We start from the raw sequence: 20,275 nt of genomic DNA, 5'->3' as shown, positions 1-20,275 counted from the left end.
CAAATATGACCCTCTTCTTAAGGGGGTCTTTTTACACTTTTAGGCATATGTCTGCTTGCTGGAGGGTATGAATGATGTTTAAAAACTTTCCTTTTTTTAAAAGTAAAAAGGACGCATCGTTTGATCATCTCGTTGAAGAAGTGAAAAAAGGGTATATACCAGAACATATTGCCATCATTATGGATGGTAATGGAAGATGGGCAAAGAGGAGAGCTATGCCTCGTATTGCGGGACATCATGAAGGTATGCAAGTTGTAAAGAAAATCACAAAATTTGCAAGTAAGCTTAATGTGAAAGTGTTAACTCTTTATGCTTTTTCAACTGAGAACTGGAAAAGACCGAAAAAGGAAGTTGACTATTTAATGAGGCTTCCAGAAGAATTTCTAGGTACATTTTTACCAGAATTGATTGAAGAAAACGTACAAGTCCGAGTAATAGGGCAAAAAGATCGTCTTCCTACGCATACACGCAGAGCGATGGAAAAAGCCATGGAAGATACGCAAGAGAATACGGGATTAATTCTCAATTTCGCGTTAAACTATGGAAGTCGAGATGAAATCGTTTCTGCTGTGCAACATATGATGAAAGATAGTGAGGAAGGAAAAATTCGTGCTGAAGAGATAAGTGAAGAAATGATTTCTTCCTACTTAATGACGGGTTCTTTACCTGATCCAGAGTTGTTAATTCGTACAAGCGGAGAGCTACGTATTAGTAATTTCATGTTATGGCAAATTGCATATTCGGAATTTTGGTTTACGGATGTGTATTGGCCAGACTTTACGGAAGAACATTTGCTTAGTGCGATTACAGACTTTCAACATAGAGGGCGCAGATTCGGAGGCGTGTAGAAAGAGAGGGTTTGGTAGTGAAACAGAGAATTATTACTGGAGTGGTTGCTGCCGCGCTATTCATTCCCATCGTAATTTACGGTGGCGTGCCTTTTACGGTTTTAGTGTATGCACTTGCTTCTATAGGTTTATATGAGTTAATTCGAATGAATAAGCTTACGCTTATTTCAGTACCAACAGTTTTAGCTGCGGTATTATTATGGACTATTTTAGTTCCAAGTAGTGCATCAGAACTATTTAGGTGGATTGGATTAGGTAAATTAGAAATTACGTTTGTGATTGTTTTATTACTTTTATCATATACAGTCCTTTCTAAGAATACATTTACTTTTGATAATGCTTCATTTTTACTTATGGCAACAACATATGTTGCAATGGGATTCTTATATCTGAATGAAACGAGAATATTAGGAATTAAATATGTGTTTTGCGCATTATTTGTTATATGGGCTACTGATTCAGGTGCATATTTCGTAGGAAAAGCATTAGGAAAAAGAAAATTATGGCCAGAAATTAGTCCAAATAAAACGATTGAAGGTTCAGTAGGTGGCATCGTTTGTGGAATTATTGTGGCACTTGTATACAACGTGTTCTTCCCAGTTGAATCGAATGTAGTAATTTTAATTGTGCTGACAATTATCATTTCTATTTTTGGACAAATTGGTGATTTAGTACAATCTGCATTTAAACGTCATTATGGCGTAAAAGATTCAGGTACAATTTTACCTGGACATGGTGGTATATTAGATCGAACAGATAGTTGGTTATTTGTGTTACCAATTCTCTACTTCTTATTGCAATACAATTAATAAATGAACGAGGGGTTGGAGTCATGAAAAACATTAGTTTATTAGGTGCAAGCGGATCAATTGGTACACAAACTTTAGATGTGTTACGCTCGCACCCAGACCAATTCCGTCTCGTTGCTTTTTCTGTAGGGAAAAATATTGACTACGCAGTAAAAGTAATTCAAGAATTTTCTCCGCAAATCGTTTCTGTGCAAAGAGCAGAAGATGTTATAAAATTACAAGCTGTTTCTGGTAATACAAAAGTTGTGTATGGTAGTGAAGGTCTTTTAGAAGTAGCATTACATCCAGATGCGGAGATTTTAGTAAATGCCGTTGTAGGTAGCGTAGGGTTGTTACCAACACTTCGTGCAATTGAGGCGAAAAAAACAATTGGAATTGCAAATAAAGAAACGTTAGTAACTGCAGGGCATCTAGTAATGGAAGCGGCGCGAAAACATAATGTTTCGTTACTTCCGGTAGATAGTGAACATTCAGCTATTTTTCAATGCTTGAATGGTGAAAATGAAAAAAGAATTTCTCGACTCATTATAACGGCTTCTGGTGGAAGTTTCCGTGATAAAACGAGAGATGAATTGCATCATGTGACCGTAGAAGATGCGCTTCGACATCCAAACTGGTCAATGGGTTCGAAAATTACAATTGATTCTGCTACAATGATGAATAAGGGACTAGAAGTAATTGAAGCACATTGGCTTTTTGGTATCCCTTATGAGCAAATTGATGTTGTTTTACATAAAGAAAGTATAATTCATTCTATGGTTGAATTTGAAGATCGTAGTGTAATGGCGCAGCTTGGCTCACCTGATATGCGAGTACCAATTCAATACGCGCTTACATATCCTGATAGATTACCTCTTTCAGATACAAAACAGTTAAACTTATGGGAAATGGGAACATTGCATTTTGAAAAAATGAACCAAGAACGTTTCCGTTGTCTACGTTTTGCGTATGAGGCTGGGAAAACAGGTGGAAGTATGCCAGCTGTAATGAACGCTGCAAATGAAGTAGCTGTTGAAGCTTTTTTACAAAAGAGAATTGGTTTCTTAACAGTGGAAGACCTCATTGAAAAAGCAATGAACCATCACAATGTCATTGCACGTCCGAGCTTAGAGGAAATTCTGGAAATTGATGCAGCCACAAGACGGTTTGTGATGGAACAAATTTAGCAAAGGTGGTTATGGAATTGAATACAGCGATTGCCTTTATATTAATTTTCGGTGCACTCGTATTTTTCCATGAGCTAGGGCATCTATATTTCGCGAAAAGAGCAGGCATTTTATGCCGCGAGTTTGCGATTGGTTTTGGTCCGAAAATATTCTCATTTGAAAAGAATGAAACGGTGTATACGATTCGATTACTGCCCCTTGGTGGCTATGTAAGAATGGCTGGCGAGGATGCGGACACAGTTGAGTTAAAGCCAGGGAAAAAGGTTGGCCTTGTGCTAAATGAAAAAGACGAAGCTGTGAAATTAGTTTTTGATGGATATGAAAAATATCCAAATGTTCGTGTTATTGAAGTCGAACAAGCCGATTTAGAGCATAATCTAACGATTTCAGGCTATGAAGAGTATGAGGAAGAGCTTCAAACATTCCGAGTGAATGAAAAGGCTCGTATCATTACTGCTGGAGAAGAAATTCAAATTGCTCCGTATAACAGGCAATTTGGCTCTAAAAAATTGGGTCAACGTGCTTTAACAATCTTTGCGGGTCCTGCAATGAACTTCATTTTAGCATTTGTTATTTTTGTGATTCTTGGATTTGTACAAGGGGTTCCCATTGACAAACCAATGGTCGGAAAAATAATGGAAAATAGTGCAGCGCAGCAAGCTGGATTAAAAGAAAACGATACAATTCAAGCAATTGATGGGAAAAGTACAAGTACATGGAAAGATGTTGTTGCCATTGTACGTGAAAACCCGAATAAAGAAATTACGTTACAAGTAAAGCGTGATAATGAACAGCTTAATGTAAAAGTAACTCCAACACTCGATAAAGAAGGTAAAGAAGAAGTTGGTAGAATTGGTGTTTACTCTCCTGTAGAGAAAACAGTGATGGGTTCGATTAAATCAGGATTTGAACAAACGTACGAATGGACGAAACTAATTTTTGAGTCTCTTGTGAAATTAGTAACTGGTCAATTTTCTATTAATGAGTTGTCAGGTCCAGTAGGAATTTACAATCTAACAGATCAAGTCGTAGATTATGGATTTACGCGTGTGCTAAGTTTAGCGGCAGTTTTAAGTATAAACCTTGGTTTATTTAATCTATTACCAGTCCCCGCTTTAGACGGTGGACGTTTATTCTTCTTCTTAATCGAAGCGTTACGAGGAAAACCGATTGACCGTCAAAAAGAAGGAATGGTCCACTTTATTGGTTTTGCATTATTAATGTTACTAATGTTAGTTGTAACATGGAATGACATTCGTAAGTTTTTCTTGTAAAATAAAGTGAAACTTATAATGAAATAGAGCTCGTAGAATAAAATCCCTCACCTAACCCGAGGTGAGGGGTTTTACTGCGTGTAAGAGTAAAATGAAGAGGTGCGAATAAATGAAACAAAGTATGGTATTCAGTCCTACATTACGTGAAGTTCCAGCTGATGCTGAAATTAAGAGTCATCAATTATTACTTCGCGCAGGTTTTATGCGTCAAAATGCTTCTGGTATTTATAGTTTTCTACCATTTGGTTTAAAAGTACTACACAAAGTAGAACGTATCGTTCGAGAAGAAATGGAACGCGCAGGAGCTGTAGAATTATTAATGCCAGCGATGCAAGCTGCAGAATTATGGCAAGAATCAGGCCGTTGGTATTCTTACGGATCTGAATTAATGCGTATGAAAGATCGTAACGCTCGTGAATTTGCTTTAGGGGCGACACATGAAGAAGTAATTACTGATCTTGTACGTGATGAAGTAAAATCATATAAAAAATTACCGTTAACGCTATACCAAATTCAAACAAAGTTCCGTGACGAACAAAGACCTCGTTTCGGTTTATTACGTGGAAGAGAGTTTCTAATGAAAGATGCCTATTCTTTCCACGCTACGCAGGAGAGCTTAGATGAAGTGTATGATCGCTTATATAAAGCATACTCTAACATTTTTGCTCGTTGTGGCTTAAATTTCCGTGCGGTTATTGCTGACTCTGGAGCAATGGGCGGAAAAGATACACATGAATTTATGGTATTATCTGATGTTGGTGAAGATACTATTGCATACTCGGATACATCCAATTATGCAGCGAACATCGAAATGGCTCCTGTTGTAGCTACGTATACGAAGAGTGACGAAGCAGAAAAGGCACTTGAAAAAGTAGCAACGCCAGATCAAAAAGCAATTGAAGAAGTATCTGCATTCTTAAACATTGAAGCAGAACAGTGTATTAAGTCTATGGTATTTAAAGTAGACGAGAAATTAGTAGTTGTACTTGTTCGTGGTGATCATGAAGTAAACGATGTAAAAGTGAAAAATGTATACGGCGCTTCAGTTGTTGAGCTTGCTTCTCATGAAGAAGTAAAAGAATTATTAAATTGTGAAGTTGGTTCATTAGGACCGATTGGTGTAACAGGTGATATCGAAATTATTGCTGACCATGCTGTAGCATCAATTGTAAACGGATGTTCAGGAGCGAATGAAGAAGGGTTCCATTATGTAAATGTAAATCCAGAACGGGACTTTAAAGTAAGTCAATATACAGATTTACGCTTCATCCAAGAAGGAGACCAATCTCCAGATGGAAACGGAACAATTCTTTTCGCACGCGGAATTGAAGTTGGTCATGTATTTAAATTAGGAACTCGCTATAGTGAAGCGATGAACGCAACATTCCTAGATGAAAACGGGAAAACACAAGCACTTATTATGGGTTGTTACGGTATCGGTGTATCTCGTACAGTGGCAGCAATTGCAGAGCAGTTTAATGATGAGAACGGCTTAGTTTGGCCAAAAGCTGTAGCACCGTTCCATGTGCATGTAATTCCAGTAAATATGAAATCTGATGCACAACGTGAAATGGGTGAAAATATTTACAACTCATTACAAGAGCAAGGATATGAAGTATTACTAGATGATCGTGCAGAACGTGCAGGTGTTAAATTTGCAGATGCAGATTTATTTGGCCTTCCAGTTCGCGTTACGGTTGGTAAAAAAGCAGATGAAGGTATTGTAGAAGTGAAAGTACGTGCTACAGGCGAGTCTGAAGAAGTGAAAGTAGAAGAACTTCAAACATATATTGCTAATATTTTAAAATAAGAAGAGGTACCTCGTAATGAGGTACCTTCTCTTTCTTTGTAAACGTATTTTGTAAAAGAAGAAGGGAGACATCTTTCTTTGTAGTACGTTTCAATTTATAATAGCAAATGGAAGGAGAGTGCTTATGTCATTAACAAATGAACAACAAGAGCGATTTCAAATTTTGCTCCAGCAGTTGCAAATACCAGAAGACCTTATAAATCAATATTTACAGGGCGGTGGTATTGAAAAGCTAGTTATTGATAAAGCGAATAAAGGTTGGCATTTTGACTTACAAGTGCCACGTATTTTGCCGACAGAATTATATGAATTGCTAGAAGTGAAGCTTAAGCAATCATTTTCTCATATTGCAAGAACAACATTTGCATTACAAGCAGAGAATAAACAATTTACAGAAGAAGAAGTGAAGGCATATTGGCCGCTTTGTACGGAGCGAATTACATTTTCACCTATGTTTGCTTACTTAAAGAAGCAACTACCTCAGGTAAATGGAGTGAAGTTGTTAATAAATGTGAATAACGAGTTAGAATCTACTGCTTTAAAGAAAAATGTTACGAAACCAGTAGGTGATCAATACGAAGCTTTTGGATTCCCACGTTTTCAGTTAGACACACATATAAAGCAAAATGCAGAAGAAATGCAAAAGTTTCGTGAGCAAACTCAGCAAGAAGACCGTGAGCGTGTAATACAAGCTATGGAAGAAATGGCGAAGAAGCAAGCTGAAGAAAGTAGCGTTGTGCATGAAGGACCGGTTGTACTCGGATATCTTATTAAGCCAGATGAAGAGATTACACCGATGCGAGAAATTCAAGATGAAGAACGAAGAAAAACGGTTCAAGGGTATGTATTCCATGTAGAAACAAAAGAGCTTCGTAGTGGGCGTACGTTATTAACTTTAAAAATAACGGACTATACGGATTCTATTATGATCAAAATGTTTTCGCGTGACAAAGAAGATATTCCAATGCTGCAATCCTTGAGAAAAGGAATGTGGGTGAAAGCACGTGGTTCTGTTCAAAATGATACGTTTGTTCGAGATTTAGTAATGATTGCAAACGATATTAATGAAATAACAGGACCATCTCGTAAAGATAAGGCGCCAGAAGGTGAAAAACGTGTAGAGCTTCACCTTCATACCCAAATGAGTCAAATGGATGCTGTTACGCCTGTCTCTAGGCTTGTTGCTCAAGCTGGTAAATGGGGACATGAGGCTATTGCAGTTACAGACCATGCTGTTGCTCAGTCTTTCCCAGAAGCATACTCTGCGGGTAAAAAGGCTGGGGTTAAAGTTATATACGGTGTAGAGGCAAATTTAGTTAATGATGGTGTACCGATCGCATATAACGAAGCGCATCGTTTACTTGCAGAGGAAACGTATGTTGTTTTCGACGTTGAGACGACAGGTTTATCAGCTGTATACGATACAGTCATTGAGTTAGCTGCCGTAAAGATAAAAGGTGGCGAAATCATTGATCGTTTTGAATCTTTCGCAAATCCGCATCAACCATTATCTGCGACGATTATTGAATTAACAGGTATTACAGATGATATGTTAACTGATGCACCAGAAGTGGACGAAGTGTTTAAAAAGTTTGAGGAATGGATGGGTGACCATACACTTGTTGCTCATAACGCAAGCTTTGATATGGGCTTTATTAACGTAGGTTTTAAAAAGGCAGGGCTAGCAAAAACGAATAACCCTGTTATTGATACGTTAGAACTTGCGCGGTTCTTATTCCCGGAAATGAAAAACCATCGATTAAATACGATGTGTAAAAAGCTTGATATTGAATTAACGCAACATCACCGTGCGATTTATGATACTGAAGCAACGGGATACTTACTTGTGAAAATGCTAAAAGATGTAATTGAAAAGGGATTTGAATATCATGATCAATTAAATGATAGTATGGGACAAGGGGATGCGTATAAACGTGGGCGTCCAAGTCATATGACATTACTTGCTACATCAGATGTTGGATTGAAAAATTTATATAAACTTGTTTCATATTCTCACCTGAATTATTTTTACCGTGTGCCACGTGTACCAAGGTCACTATTAAAAAAATATCGTGAAGGAATTTTAGTAGGAACGGCTTGTGATAAAGGTGAAGTGTTTGAGGCAATGATGCAAAAAGCACCTGAAGAAGTAGAAGAAATTGCGCAATTCTATGATTACATTGAAGTAATGCCTCCAGAGGTGTTACGTCATTTAGTAGAACGTGAACTTGTTCGAGATGAAGGACAATTAAAAACAATTATTTCTAACTTAGTAAAACTGGGTGAGACGTTAGATAAACCGGTTGTCGCTACAGGGAACGTGCATTATTTAGATCAAGAGGATGCTATGTATCGTAAAATTTTAGTGAGTTCGCAGGGCGGAGCAAATCCGTTAAATCGACATTCATTACCGCCGGTACATTTCCGTACAACAGATGAGATGTTAGAGTGTTTTTCATTTTTAGGTGAAGACAAAGCGAAAGAAATTGTAGTAACGAATACACAAAAGGTTGCGTCATTAATTGGTGATGTTCATCCAGTAAAAGATGATTTATACACACCGAAAATTGAAGGTGCTGATGATGAAACGCGTGATATGAGTTATAAAATGGCGCGTAGCATTTATGGGGAAGAGCTACCAGAAATCGTAGAAGCCCGATTGGAAAAAGAATTAAAAAGTATTATCGGACATGGATTTGCTGTAATTTATTTAATTTCACATAAGCTGGTGAAAAAATCGTTAGTAGACGGATATTTAGTAGGTTCGCGTGGATCTGTAGGTTCATCATTCGTTGCAACGATGATGGAAATTACAGAAGTAAATCCATTACCACCACATTATGTATGTCCGAAGTGTAAGCAATCAGAATTCTTTAATGACGGCTCGGTAGGTTCTGGTTTTGATTTACCAGATAAAGAATGTCCAACATGTAATGTTTCATATGTAAAAGATGGACATGATATTCCGTTCGAAACGTTCCTTGGATTTAAAGGAGATAAGGTACCCGATATCGATTTGAACTTCTCCGGCGAATACCAACCACGTGCCCATAACTATACGAAAATACTGTTCGGTGAAGATTATGTATATCGTGCAGGAACGATTGGTACAGTTGCAGAAAAAACGGCTTATGGATATGTAAAAGGTTATGCAAATGATCATAATTTAACGATACGAAATGCAGAGATTGACCGCTTAGTAGCAGGGTGTACCGGTGTAAAACGTACAACTGGACAGCATCCAGGTGGTATTATCGTTGTGCCAGATTACATGGACATCTTTGATTTCTCACCAATACAGTATCCGGCAGATTCAATAGGGGCTGAGTGGAGAACGACACACTTTGATTTCCACTCAATTCATGATAATTTATTGAAACTTGATATACTAGGACACGATGATCCGACAGTTATTCGTATGTTACAAGATTTAAGTGGTATTGATCCGAAAACAATCCCAACAGATGATCCGGAAGTAATGAAAATTTTCTCAGGTCCGGAATCATTAGGAGTAACGGAAGAACAAATTAACTGTAAAACAGGTACACTTGGTATACCGGAATTCGGTACGAAATTCGTAAGACAAATGTTAGAAGAGACAAAACCAACGACATTCTCAGAGTTAGTCCAAATCTCTGGACTATCACATGGTACGGACGTATGGCTCGGTAATGCAAACGAGTTAATTTATAACGGTACATGTACGCTGAGTGAAGTTATCGGTTGTCGTGATGACATCATGGTATATTTAATCTATCAAGGTTTAGATCCATCATTAGCCTTCAAAATTATGGAGTCGGTTCGTAAAGGTAAAGGTGTACCGGAAGAATGGGAAGAGGACATGAAAAGTAATAATGTACCAGGTTGGTATATTGATTCATGTAAGAAGATTAAATACATGTTCCCTAAAGCCCATGCGGCTGCTTACGTACTTATGGCTGTACGTATCGCATATTTTAAAGTACATTTTGCACTTTTATTCTATGCGGCATACTTTACGGTTCGTGCAGATGACTTTGATGTAGAGGCGATGGCAAAAGGTTCAGCATCTATACGTGTAAAGATTGATGAAATTGCGCAAAAAGGATTAGATGCAGCGCCGAAAGAGAAGAGTTTATTAACGGTACTAGAAATGACACTTGAAATGTGTGAGCGTGGATACTCATTCCAAAAGGTTGATTTATATCGCTCGCATGCAACAGAATTCATTATTGATGGAGACTCATTAATTCCTCCATTTAATGCGGTGCCTGGTCTTGGTACAAACGCAGCTTTAAGTATCGTAGAAGCTCGTAAAAATGGAGATTTCTTATCAAAAGAAGATTTACAGCAGCGCAGTAAGGTTTCTAAAACGATTATTGAGTATTTAGATAGTCAAGGTTGCTTAGGTGATCTACCTGATCAAAACCAATTATCACTGTTCTAGCAGGTAGGAAAAGTCTTTGCAAATCAGTATTTGCTATGGTATACTATTAACCGAGATAACCATGTCATGTATATTGTGTGAAAAAAAGAGTGGGGAAACCCACTCTTTCGTGTTACTATCTACGTTTTATTGATGTAGAGAGGTAAGAAATTTCTGTCGTATATACATATTTTGTTACAAGTTTTACTTCTTAAATTTGGTAATACTAAGACAGATATTCCCTGCTTAACGGCAGGGGCTTTTGTTAGCTAACGAGAAAGAATAAGATAGACCGTTTTTATGGACGGAATCTTTTCTTGTAAATGGTACATGGCGGCAGGAAGGAGGCTGTTTATGGATAAGAAAGTCACAGAAGTTGTAGAAGCATTTGCGCAGCCGATCGTTGAAGAGTTAAATCTTGAACTTGTAGATGTAGAGTATGTGAAAGAAGGACAGGACTGGTTCTTACGCGTATTCATTGATTCTGAAAAGGGAGTCGACATTGAAGAATGCGGTGCGGTAAGTGAACGTTTAAGCGAAGCTTTAGATAAAGAGGATCCAATTCCTCATCTTTACTTTTTGGATGTATCATCTCCTGGAGCAGAACGCCCATTAAAGAAAGAGAAAGACTTCCAGCAAGCGGTAGGAAAACAAGTGGCAATTAAAACATATGAGCCGATTGATGGTGAAAAAATGTTTGAAGGAAAGCTACTTTCCTACGATGGTACTACAATTACACTATTATTAACAATTAAAACACGTAAAAAAGAAATCCAAATTCCAATGGATAAAGTTGCAAATGCGCGACTTGCTGTTACGTTTTAGTTAGAAGGGGGATCTTCATGAGCACTGAGTTGTTAGATGCCTTGCTCGTATTAGAGTCAGAAAAAGGAATTAGCAAAGATATTATTATTGATGCGATTGAAGCAGCATTAATCTCTGCTTATAAACGCAATTTTAACCAAGCACAAAACGTTCGTGTGAGCTTTAACCCAGAAGTGGGAACAATTCAAGTTTTAGCACGTAAAGACGTTGTTGATAATGTGTTTGATCCACGTCTTGAAATTTCTGTTGAAGAAGCAAGACAAATTAATCCAAACTATCAAGATGGTGACGTACTAGAAATTGAAGTAACACCAAAAGATTTCGGCCGCATTGCAGCACAAACTGCAAAACAGGTTGTAACACAACGAGTGCGTGAAGCAGAGCGTGGTGTTATTTACTCGGAGTTTAGTGACCGTGAAGAAGACATCATGGTTGGTATTGTACAACGTCAAGATGCTCGTTTCATCTATGTAAGCTTAGGGAAAGTAGAAGCTTTATTACCTGTAAGTGAGCAAATGCCAAACGAACAATACAAACCACATGATCGCATTCGCGTATTCATTACGAAAGTAGAAAAAACAACGAAGGGACCACAAATTTACGTATCACGTACACATCCTGGTCTTTTAAAACGTTTATTCGAAATGGAAGTTCCTGAGATTTATGATGGAACTGTTGAAATTCGTTCTGTGGCACGTGAAGCAGGCGATCGTTCTAAAATTTCTGTACATGCAGAGAACATTGATGTTGATCCAGTAGGCTCTTGTGTAGGACCGAAAGGACAACGTGTACAACGCATTGTAGATGAATTAAAAGGTGAAAAGATTGACATCGTTCGCTGGTCAAATGATCCAGTAGAATATGTTGCAAATGCTTTAAGCCCATCACAAGTTGTTAAAGTACTTGTAGATGAAGAAGAAAAAGCAACAACTGTTGTTGTTCCAGACCACCAACTTTCATTAGCTATCGGTAAGCGTGGACAAAACGCACGTCTTGCAGCTAAATTAACAGGTTGGAAAATTGATATTAAGAGTGAGTCTGATGCGAAACAACTAGGTATTGTAACAGAAGAAGATAGCGTAATCGCATTCGGATTCGATTCAGTTGAAGACGAAATCGAATAGAGGTGATGAGTATGAGCAATCGAAAAGTTCCGTTACGAAAATGTGTTGCAACGCAAGAAATGAAATCAAAACGAGAGCTCGTTCGCATTGTTCGTTCCAAAGAGGGAGAAGTGTCCATTGATTTAACTGGAAAGAAATCAGGACGAGGTGCTTATTTATCAAAAGATAAAGAAAGTATTCTTCAAGCTCAAAAGAAAAATGTTTTGGAACATCATCTAAAAGCGAAAATCGACGGTTCTCTATACGAAGAGCTTCTTGAGCTTGTTGAGAAGGAGTCGAAATAAGTGTCCGATTGGAAATCGTTTTTAGGACTAGCAAACCGGGCTCGGAAAATTATTTCGGGTGAAGAACTTGTTTTAAAAGAAGTACGAAGTGGCAAAGCAAAGCTTGTGTTGCTATCTGAAGATGCGTCAGTGAATACAACAAAACGCATGACGGATAAAACGACGTATTACAACGTACCAATGAGAAAGGTCGAAAATCGACAACAATTAGGGCATGCGATTGGGAGAGATGAGCGAGTCGTTGTAGCTGTGTTAGATGAAGGCTTTGCGAAAAAGCTGCGTAGCATGCTCGATACAAATTACCGGGGGTGAAGGTATGAGTAAAATTCGAGTGCATGAATATGCAAAACAACATAATATCTCAAGTAAAGATCTTATGACAAAACTAAAAGAAATGAATATCGAGGTTTCGAATCATATGACAATGTTAGACGATGAAGTAGTAAACAAATTAGATAATGAGTACCAAGAAGAAAAACCTTCTGTTGCAGATGAGTTTGAAGTAGAAGAGAAAGTTGTTCGCAGTAAAAAGAACAGTAATAAGAAGAAGAAAAAAGGCAAAGATAACGAAGACAAGCGTCAAGATAACTTTGCTGGAAGACAACAAACGCAAATTGTAGAAACACCAGATAAAATTACTTTCTCTGGAAGCCTTACAGTGGGTGAGCTTGCTAAAAAATTAAGCAAAGAGCCGTCTGAAATTATTAAGAAGCTCTTCATGCTAGGAATTATGGCAACAATTAACCAAGACTTAGATAAAGATACAATTGAGTTAATTGCTACTGATTACGGTATTGAAGTAGAAGAAGAAGTAGTTGTAAGTGAAACTGAATTCGAAACATTCATCGATGAGCAAGATGATGAAGAAAACTTAAAAGAGCGTCCAGCTGTTGTTACAATTATGGGACACGTTGACCATGGTAAAACAACTTTACTTGACTCTATTCGTAATTCAAAAGTAACTGCTGGCGAAGCTGGTGGGATTACTCAGCATATTGGTGCATACCAAGTTGAAGTAAACGATAAGAAAATTACATTCTTAGATACGCCTGGTCACGCAGCATTTACAACGATGCGTGCTCGTGGGGCACAAGTAACGGATATTACAATTCTTGTTGTTGCAGCTGATGACGGTGTTATGCCACAAACAGTGGAAGCAATTAGCCATGCGAAAGCAGCTGGAGTACCAATTATTGTTGCTGTGAATAAAATGGATAAACCAGCGGCAAATCCTGATCGCGTAATGCAAGAATTAACAGAATATGAATTGGTTCCAGAAGCATGGGGCGGAGACACAATTTTCGTACCAATCTCTGCAATTCAAGGCGAGGGAATTGACAACTTGCTAGAAATGATTCTTCTTGTGAGTGAAGTAGAAGAATATAAAGCAAATCCAAATCGCTATGCAACTGGTACTGTAATTGAAGCGCAGCTTGATAAAGGTAAAGGAACTATCGCGACATTACTTGTTCAAAACGGTACACTTCGAGTTGGAGATCCAATTGTTGTTGGAACATCATTCGGTCGTGTTCGTGCAATGGTAAGTGATATTGGTCGTCGAGTAAAAGTTGCTGGTCCATCAACTCCTGTTGAAATTACAGGTTTAAATGAAGTACCACAAGCGGGAGATCGTTTCATGGCATTCGCTGATGAGAAGAAAGCTCGTCAAATCGGTGAATCACGTGCACAAGAAGCGTTAGTTGCTCAACGTGGTGAAAAATCTAAATTAAGCCTTGAAGATTTATTCCAACAAATCCAAGAGGGCGATGTAAAAGAAATTAACTTAATTGTGAAAGCAGACGTACAAGGTTCTGTTGAAGCAATGGCTGCATCACTTCGTAAGATCGATGTTGAAGGCGTAAAAGTAAAAATCATTCACACTGGTGTAGGTGCGATTACAGAATCTGATATTATTTTAGCTTCTGCATCTAATGCAATTGTAATTGGATTTAACGTACGCCCTGATGTGAATGCGAAGCGTACAGCTGAATTAGAGAACGTTGATGTTCGTTTACACCGTATTATCTATAAAGTAATCGAAGAAATCGAATCAGCAATGCAAGGGATGCTGGATCCAGAATTCGAAGAAAAAGTAATCGGTCAAGCGGAAGTACGCCAAACGTTCAAAGTAACAAAAGTTGGAACAATTGCAGGTTGTTACGTAATAGACGGTAAAATCACACGTGATAGTGGCGTTCGTATTATCCGTGATGGCGTAGTAATCTTCGAAGGACAACTTGATACGTTAAAACGTTTCAAAGACGACGTAAAAGAAGTTGCACAAAACTATGAGTGTGGTATTACAATTGAGAGATATAATGATCTTAAAGAAGGGGACATCATTGAAGCATACATTATGGAAGAAGTGAAGCGATGATTATCGCTTCACTCTCATTCGAGTGTATGATTTACGATGTGCATTCTTTAAAAGAGAAACGAGCAATTTTGCAAAGGGTGCTCACTCGTGTGAAGCAGCGTTATAACGTAGCTGTTTCAGAAGTAGGGCATCAAGATGTATGGCAACGTACAGAAATTGCAATTGTTTCCGTATCCTCAAATCGTGTTATCTGTGAAAAAGAAATGAATCGTGTACTTGAGTACATCGATTCATTTCCTGAAATTGAACGTACGATAACACAATTGGAATGGTACTGAATGAGGTGAAGAGTTATGAAATTACGTGCAAACCGTGTAGGCGAGCAAATGAAAAAAGAATTAGGCGACATTATCAGTCGTAAAATTAAAGATCCACGTGTCGGATTTGTTACAGTAACAGATGTGCAAGTGAGTGGAGATTTACAAATCGCTAAAGTGTATATTTCTGTTTTAGGTGACGATGAACAGAAAGAAAGTACATTAAAAGGTTTAGCGAAGGCAAAAGGCTTCATTCGTTCAGAAATCGGCCAACGTATTCGTCTTCGTAAAACACCGGAAATTTCTTTCGAATTTGATGAGTCTATCGGATATGGTCATCGAATTGATACACTTTTACATGAAATTAATAAAGACGGTAAACGTGAAGAATAATGGATAGACATTTGTCTATCCATTTTTTCAATGAAAAATAAGTTTGGATAATTATTATGAAAGAATTATGATGAGGTGAACATATATGGAAGGTGTAGTATTATTACATAAGCCAAAAGGCATGACATCACATGATTGTGTATTTAAATTAAGAAAGATATTACGTGAGAAACGAATTGGTCATACGGGAACATTAGATCCAGATGTAACAGGGGTATTACCGATTTGTGTTGGACGAGCAACGAAGATTGCACAGTTTTTAACGAGTGAAACAAAAACATATGAAGGTGAAGTAACATTAGGATTTTCAACAACAACTGAAGATGCTTCTGGTGAAGTTGTTGAAACGACAAATGTAGATCGTAGTATTACTCGTAAGGAAGTAGAAGGAGTTCTCGCAGCATTAACAGGTACGATTGAACAAACGCCTCCAATGTTTTCAGCTGTAAAAGTTAACGGAAAAAAATTATATGAATATGCAAGAGCGGGACAAGAAGTTGAACGTCCAGTTCGTACCATTACAATTCATGAATTCGTATTACTTGATGACCGTGAAATGTTTGAAGGGGAAAACATTTCATTCCGTTTCCGTGTAACGTGTAGTAAAGGGACATATGTAAGAACGCTAGCAGTAATGATTGGTGAAAAACTAGGTTTTCCATCACACATGTCCCATCTTGTAAGAACGGCATCTGGTGAATTTTTACTAGAAGATTGCATATCATTTGAAGAAATTGAAGAAAACGTGCAAAATGGAACAGTAGAGTCTATCTTCATTTCAATTGATGAAGCGTTAAGTAAATTCCCAAAAATGGTTGTAGATGAAAAGCAAGCAGAAAAAATAAAAAATGGTATGTTCTTAAAGAATGAATTAGAAATAACAGCACCATTCATTACAGTATTTGATAAAAATTACCGTTGCTTAGCAATTTATGAGCATCATCCAAAACACCCTGGTATGCTAAAGCCAATGAAAGTACTTGTGAATAATCAAGAACTAAAGCTATAATGAATTATTGGAAGGATTATTACAGAAAAAGGTGAATTCAAGCGTGAAACTTATTCATTTAACTCATCCACATGAACAAAAAAAATTAGAATTACCACCTACTGTAATGGCATTAGGATTTTTTGATGGCATTCATTTAGGGCATCAGTGTGTGATTCGAACTGCGAAACAAATAGCGGATGAACGCGGATATAAAAGTGCAGTTATGACATTTCATCCCCATCCATCTGTTGTTTTAGGGAAAAAGGAAGCGCATGTGGAGTATATTACACCGATGCATGATAAAGAAAAAATAGTCGAAAACTTAGGAATCGATATATTATATGTTATTAAATTTGATGAATCGTTTGCAGGTTTATTGCCACAGCAATTTGTAGATGATTATATTATTGGTTTAAATGTAAAGCATGTAGTAGCAGGGTTTGATTATTCATATGGACGTTTAGGAAAAGGGAAGATGGAGACTTTACCATTTCATGCAAGAGGGGAGTTTACACAAACTGTGATTGAAAAAGTTGAATTTCAAGAAGAGAAGGTAAGTTCTACAGCATTACGAAAGTTAATTCGAAATGGTGAAATGGAACAAATTCCATCTATTTTAGGTAGAGCCTATACAGTGGGAGGAACGGTTGTACATGGCGATAAACGTGGACGACAAATTGGTTTTCCAACCGCTAATGTAGGTTTAAGTGATGAGTATTTATTGCCACCTGTAGGTGTTTATGCAGTGAGATTAAAAGTTCACGATGAATGGTACGATGGTGTATGTAATATTGGATATAAACCAACTTTTAAAGAAAATGAGCGTCAATTATCTATTGAAGTACACTTATTTGAGTTCAACAAAGACATATATGATCAAAGTGTTACAGTTGAGTGGCATATGCGTATAAGAGAAGAGAAGAAATTCAATGGTATTGATGAGCTAGTTGAACAAATCGCAAAAGATAAGAAAACAGCACAAGAATATTTTGCGAGTGAAAAGAATATACTTGCTTTTTCAAATGAAAAGTAGTATTCTATGTTATGTACTTTATGACAACCATTGCTTGGCATTGCGACTCACCGACGCTTGCTCGGTAATTGGGGGTTTAATTAATAGGAGGTGAAATAGGATGGCTTTAACACAAGAACGTAAAAATGAAATCATTGCACAATTTAGAACTCATGAGACTGATACTGGTTCTCCAGAGGTTCAAATTGCTGTCCTAACGGAGCAAATTAACACTCTAAACGAGCACTTACGTACTCACAAGAAAGATCATCATTCACGTCGTGGTCTATTAAAGATGGTTGGTAAACGTCGTAACTTACTAACTTACCTTCGTAATAGCGATATCACACGTTACCGTGAATTAATCACAAAGCTTGGCTTACGTCGATAGTCAAAGAAGCGGGAATATTCCCGCTTTTTTGTTAGGTAAAAATATATCTTCTACGCTTTATAGCTTACTTAATTTTCGGCAATACTAGAGGTAGAATATTGTGATATACTATCCATTTACATAGAAGAATTGAATACTTTAAATTGAGAGGGGTACTTAAATGAGTCAAGAAAAGCAAGTCTTCTCGATAGATTTAGCTGGTCGCCAGCTAACAGTTGAAACTGGTCAGCTTGCAAAACAAGCGAACGGGGCAGTATTAGTAAGATATGGCGATACAGCGGTTCTATCTACAGCAACTGCATCAAAAGAGGCTAAAAATGTAGATTTCTTCCCACTTACAGTAAACTATGAAGAGCGTTTATATGCAGTCGGAAAAATTCCAGGCGGTTTTATTAAACGTGAAGGTCGTCCAAGTGAAAAAGCAATTTTGGCAAGTCGTTTAATCGACCGTCCAATTCGTCCGCTTTTCGCAGATGGTTTCCGTAACGAAGTACAAGTTGTCAGCATTGTAATGAGTGTTGATCAAGATTGTTCTTCTGAAATGGCAGCTATGCTTGGTTCTTCATTAGCGTTATCGATTTCAGATATTCCATTTGAAGGTCCAATCGCTGGTGCAACAGTTGGTCGTATTAATGGCGAATTCGTTATTAATCCAACAGTAGAACAGCAAGAACAAAGTGATATTCACCTTGTTGTAGCTGGTACAAAAGATGCAATTAACATGGTTGAAGCAGGAGCAGATCAAGTACCTGAGGAAACAATGTTAGAAGCAATTATGTTTGGACATGACGAAATTAAACGTCTAATTGCATTCCAAGAAGAGATTGTACAAGCTGTAGGTAAAGCGAAATTAGAAATAAAACTATATGAAGTCGATGCTGATCTTAACCAAGCTGTACGTGAGATGGCTGAGAAGGATATGCATTCTGCAATTCAAGTACATGAGAAACATGCACGTGAAGATGCAATCAACGTAGTGAAAAAGCGTGTAATTGAGCATTACGAAGCTGAGGAAGCTGACGCTGACACATTAGGACAAGTAAATGAGATTTTATATAAAATTGTAAAAGAAGAAGTACGTCGTCTTATTACAGTTGAAAAAATCCGCCCAGATGGCCGTAAAGGTGATGAAATTCGTCCTTTAGCATCAGAGGTTGGTATTTTATCTCGTACACACGGTTCTGGTTTATTCACACGTGGACAAACACAAGCATTAAGTATTTGTACATTAGGCGCTTTAGGCGATGTGCAAATTTTAGATGGTCTTGGTGTAGAAGAATCAAAAAGATTCATGCACCATTACAATTTCCCATCGTTTAGTGTTGGTGAAACAAGACCGATGCGTGGACCAGGTCGTCGTGAAATTGGTCACGGTGCACTAGGAGAACGTGCTCTTGAGCCTGTAATTCCATCTGAAAAAGATTTCCCATATACAGTACGTCTTGTATCTGAAGTGTTAGAATCAAATGGTTCTACTTCACAGGCAAGTATTTGTGGTAGTACTTTAGCAATGATGGATGCTGGTGTTCCACTTAAAGCCCCAGTTGCTGGTATTGCAATGGGTCTAGTTAAATCTGGTGAGCATTACACAATTTTATCTGATATTCAAGGTATGGAAGATCATTTAGGTGATATGGACTTTAAAGTAGCAGGTACAGCACAAGGTGTAACTGCACTGCAAATGGACATTAAAATCGATGGTTTATCTCGTGAAATTTTAGAAGAGGCATTACAACAAGCGAAAGTTGGTCGTGTGCACATTCTAAATCATATGCTATCTGTTATTGCAGAGCCACGTACTGAATTATCAGCTTACGCTCCAAAGATTATTACAATGACAATTAATCCAGATAAAATCCGTGACGTTATTGGACCGAGCGGTAAACAAATTAATAAAATTATTGAAGAAACTGGAGTTAAAATTGACATCGAGCAAGATGGTACAGTATTTATTTCTTCAATAAATCAAGAAATGAATGACAAAGCTAAGAAAATTATCGAAGATATTGTTCGCGAAGTACAAGTAGGTGAAATCTACGAAGGAAAAGTGAAACGTGTTGAGAAATTCGGTGCTTTCGTTGAATTATTCAGCGGTAAAGATGGATTAGTTCACATTTCTGAACTTGCACTTGAGCGTGTAGGTAAAGTAGAAGACGTTGTGAAAATCGGTGATGTAATTACAGTTAAAGTTATCGAGATTGACAAGCAAGGTCGCGTAAATCTATCTAGAAAAGTATTGCTAAAAGAAGAGCAAGAAAAAGAAGCTGCTAAAGAAGAAAACAAACAAGAGCAGCAATAAGTAAAAGCCA

Annotated in this window: 17 protein-coding genes; all 17 read left to right on the top strand. The window is 37.6% G+C overall.

Annotated elements, in window-relative coordinates; genetic code table 11:
• Positions 1–71: 71 nt before the first annotated feature.
• The 17 genes from uppS (at position 72) to pnp (ending at position 20,265) form a co-directional block, all read left to right on the top strand.
• On the top strand, positions 72–848 hold the full coding sequence (gene uppS, locus MHB70_RS17400; protein WP_000971308.1) for an isoprenyl transferase: 777 nt from the start codon (positions 72–74) through the stop codon (positions 846–848).
• A gap of 17 nt (positions 849–865) precedes the next feature.
• A complete protein-coding gene (cdsA, locus tag MHB70_RS17395; protein ID WP_000813595.1) occupies positions 866–1,657 on the top strand; it encodes a phosphatidate cytidylyltransferase in 792 nt (263 codons plus the stop codon).
• Positions 1,658–1,680: 23 nt separating this feature from the next.
• Positions 1,681–2,823 carry a 1-deoxy-D-xylulose-5-phosphate reductoisomerase gene (gene dxr, locus MHB70_RS17390; protein ID WP_000790354.1) on the top strand — a complete coding sequence of 381 codons (1,143 nt, stop codon included), beginning with the start codon at positions 1,681–1,683 and terminating at the stop codon, positions 2,821–2,823.
• Between the two features lie 17 nt (positions 2,824–2,840).
• On the top strand, positions 2,841–4,097 hold the full coding sequence (rseP, locus tag MHB70_RS17385) for an RIP metalloprotease RseP (protein WP_001090232.1): 1,257 nt from the start codon (positions 2,841–2,843) through the stop codon (positions 4,095–4,097).
• Between the two features lie 109 nt (positions 4,098–4,206).
• Positions 4,207–5,907, top strand: a complete 1,701-nt coding sequence (locus MHB70_RS17380) for a proline--tRNA ligase (protein WP_000814324.1) — start codon at positions 4,207–4,209, stop codon at positions 5,905–5,907.
• Positions 5,908–6,031: 124 nt separating this feature from the next.
• Positions 6,032–10,333 (top strand): PolC-type DNA polymerase III, encoded by a 4,302-nt coding sequence (locus MHB70_RS17375; protein ID WP_061529568.1) that lies wholly within the window; start codon positions 6,032–6,034, stop codon positions 10,331–10,333.
• 333 nt (positions 10,334–10,666) lie between these two features.
• A complete protein-coding gene (gene rimP / locus MHB70_RS17370) occupies positions 10,667–11,137 on the top strand; it encodes a ribosome maturation factor RimP (RefSeq protein ID WP_000359095.1) in 471 nt (156 codons plus the stop codon).
• Between the two features lie 17 nt (positions 11,138–11,154).
• Entirely contained in the window at positions 11,155–12,261 is a 1,107-nt protein-coding gene (gene nusA, locus MHB70_RS17365) for a transcription termination factor NusA (RefSeq protein ID WP_000102596.1), read from the top strand.
• Positions 12,262–12,272: 11 nt separating this feature from the next.
• On the top strand, positions 12,273–12,545 hold the full coding sequence (rnpM, locus tag MHB70_RS17360; protein ID WP_000071127.1) for an RNase P modulator RnpM: 273 nt from the start codon (positions 12,273–12,275) through the stop codon (positions 12,543–12,545).
• Complete coding sequence (locus tag MHB70_RS17355) at positions 12,546–12,857, top strand: YlxQ family RNA-binding protein (protein ID WP_001286525.1); 312 nt, start codon at positions 12,546–12,548, stop codon at positions 12,855–12,857. It abuts the gene before it with no gap.
• A 4-nt stretch (positions 12,858–12,861) separates the two neighbouring features.
• Positions 12,862–14,922: a translation initiation factor IF-2 gene (gene infB, locus MHB70_RS17350; protein ID WP_000036352.1), complete on the top strand. Its 2,061-nt coding sequence runs from the start codon at positions 12,862–12,864 to the stop codon at positions 14,920–14,922.
• Entirely contained in the window at positions 14,919–15,200 is a 282-nt protein-coding gene (locus MHB70_RS17345) for a DUF503 domain-containing protein (protein WP_000582364.1), read from the top strand. Before infB ends, MHB70_RS17345 begins: the two co-directional genes overlap by 4 nt.
• A gap of 15 nt (positions 15,201–15,215) precedes the next feature.
• Entirely contained in the window at positions 15,216–15,572 is a 357-nt protein-coding gene (rbfA, locus tag MHB70_RS17340; protein WP_000776439.1) for a 30S ribosome-binding factor RbfA, read from the top strand.
• An 85-nt stretch (positions 15,573–15,657) separates the two neighbouring features.
• Positions 15,658–16,581 (top strand): tRNA pseudouridine(55) synthase TruB, encoded by a 924-nt coding sequence (truB, locus tag MHB70_RS17335; protein WP_061529567.1) that lies wholly within the window; start codon positions 15,658–15,660, stop codon positions 16,579–16,581.
• A 43-nt stretch (positions 16,582–16,624) separates the two neighbouring features.
• On the top strand, positions 16,625–17,596 hold the full coding sequence (gene ribF / locus MHB70_RS17330; RefSeq protein WP_061529566.1) for a bifunctional riboflavin kinase/FAD synthetase: 972 nt from the start codon (positions 16,625–16,627) through the stop codon (positions 17,594–17,596).
• Between the two features lie 100 nt (positions 17,597–17,696).
• Positions 17,697–17,966, top strand: a complete 270-nt coding sequence (gene rpsO / locus MHB70_RS17325; protein WP_001229392.1) for a 30S ribosomal protein S15 — start codon at positions 17,697–17,699, stop codon at positions 17,964–17,966.
• A 160-nt stretch (positions 17,967–18,126) separates the two neighbouring features.
• Positions 18,127–20,265 carry a polyribonucleotide nucleotidyltransferase gene (pnp, locus tag MHB70_RS17320; RefSeq protein WP_000076735.1) on the top strand — a complete coding sequence of 713 codons (2,139 nt, stop codon included), beginning with the start codon at positions 18,127–18,129 and terminating at the stop codon, positions 20,263–20,265.
• Positions 20,266–20,275 lie beyond the last annotated feature (10 nt).

The organism is Bacillus sp. FSL M7-1020 (genome assembly GCF_038050415.1).
Classification (GTDB): domain Bacteria; phylum Bacillota; class Bacilli; order Bacillales; family Bacillaceae_G; genus Bacillus_A; species Bacillus_A toyonensis.
Note: the sequence above shows the minus strand (reverse complement) of the source record. Positions and strands in the feature narration are given on the sequence as shown.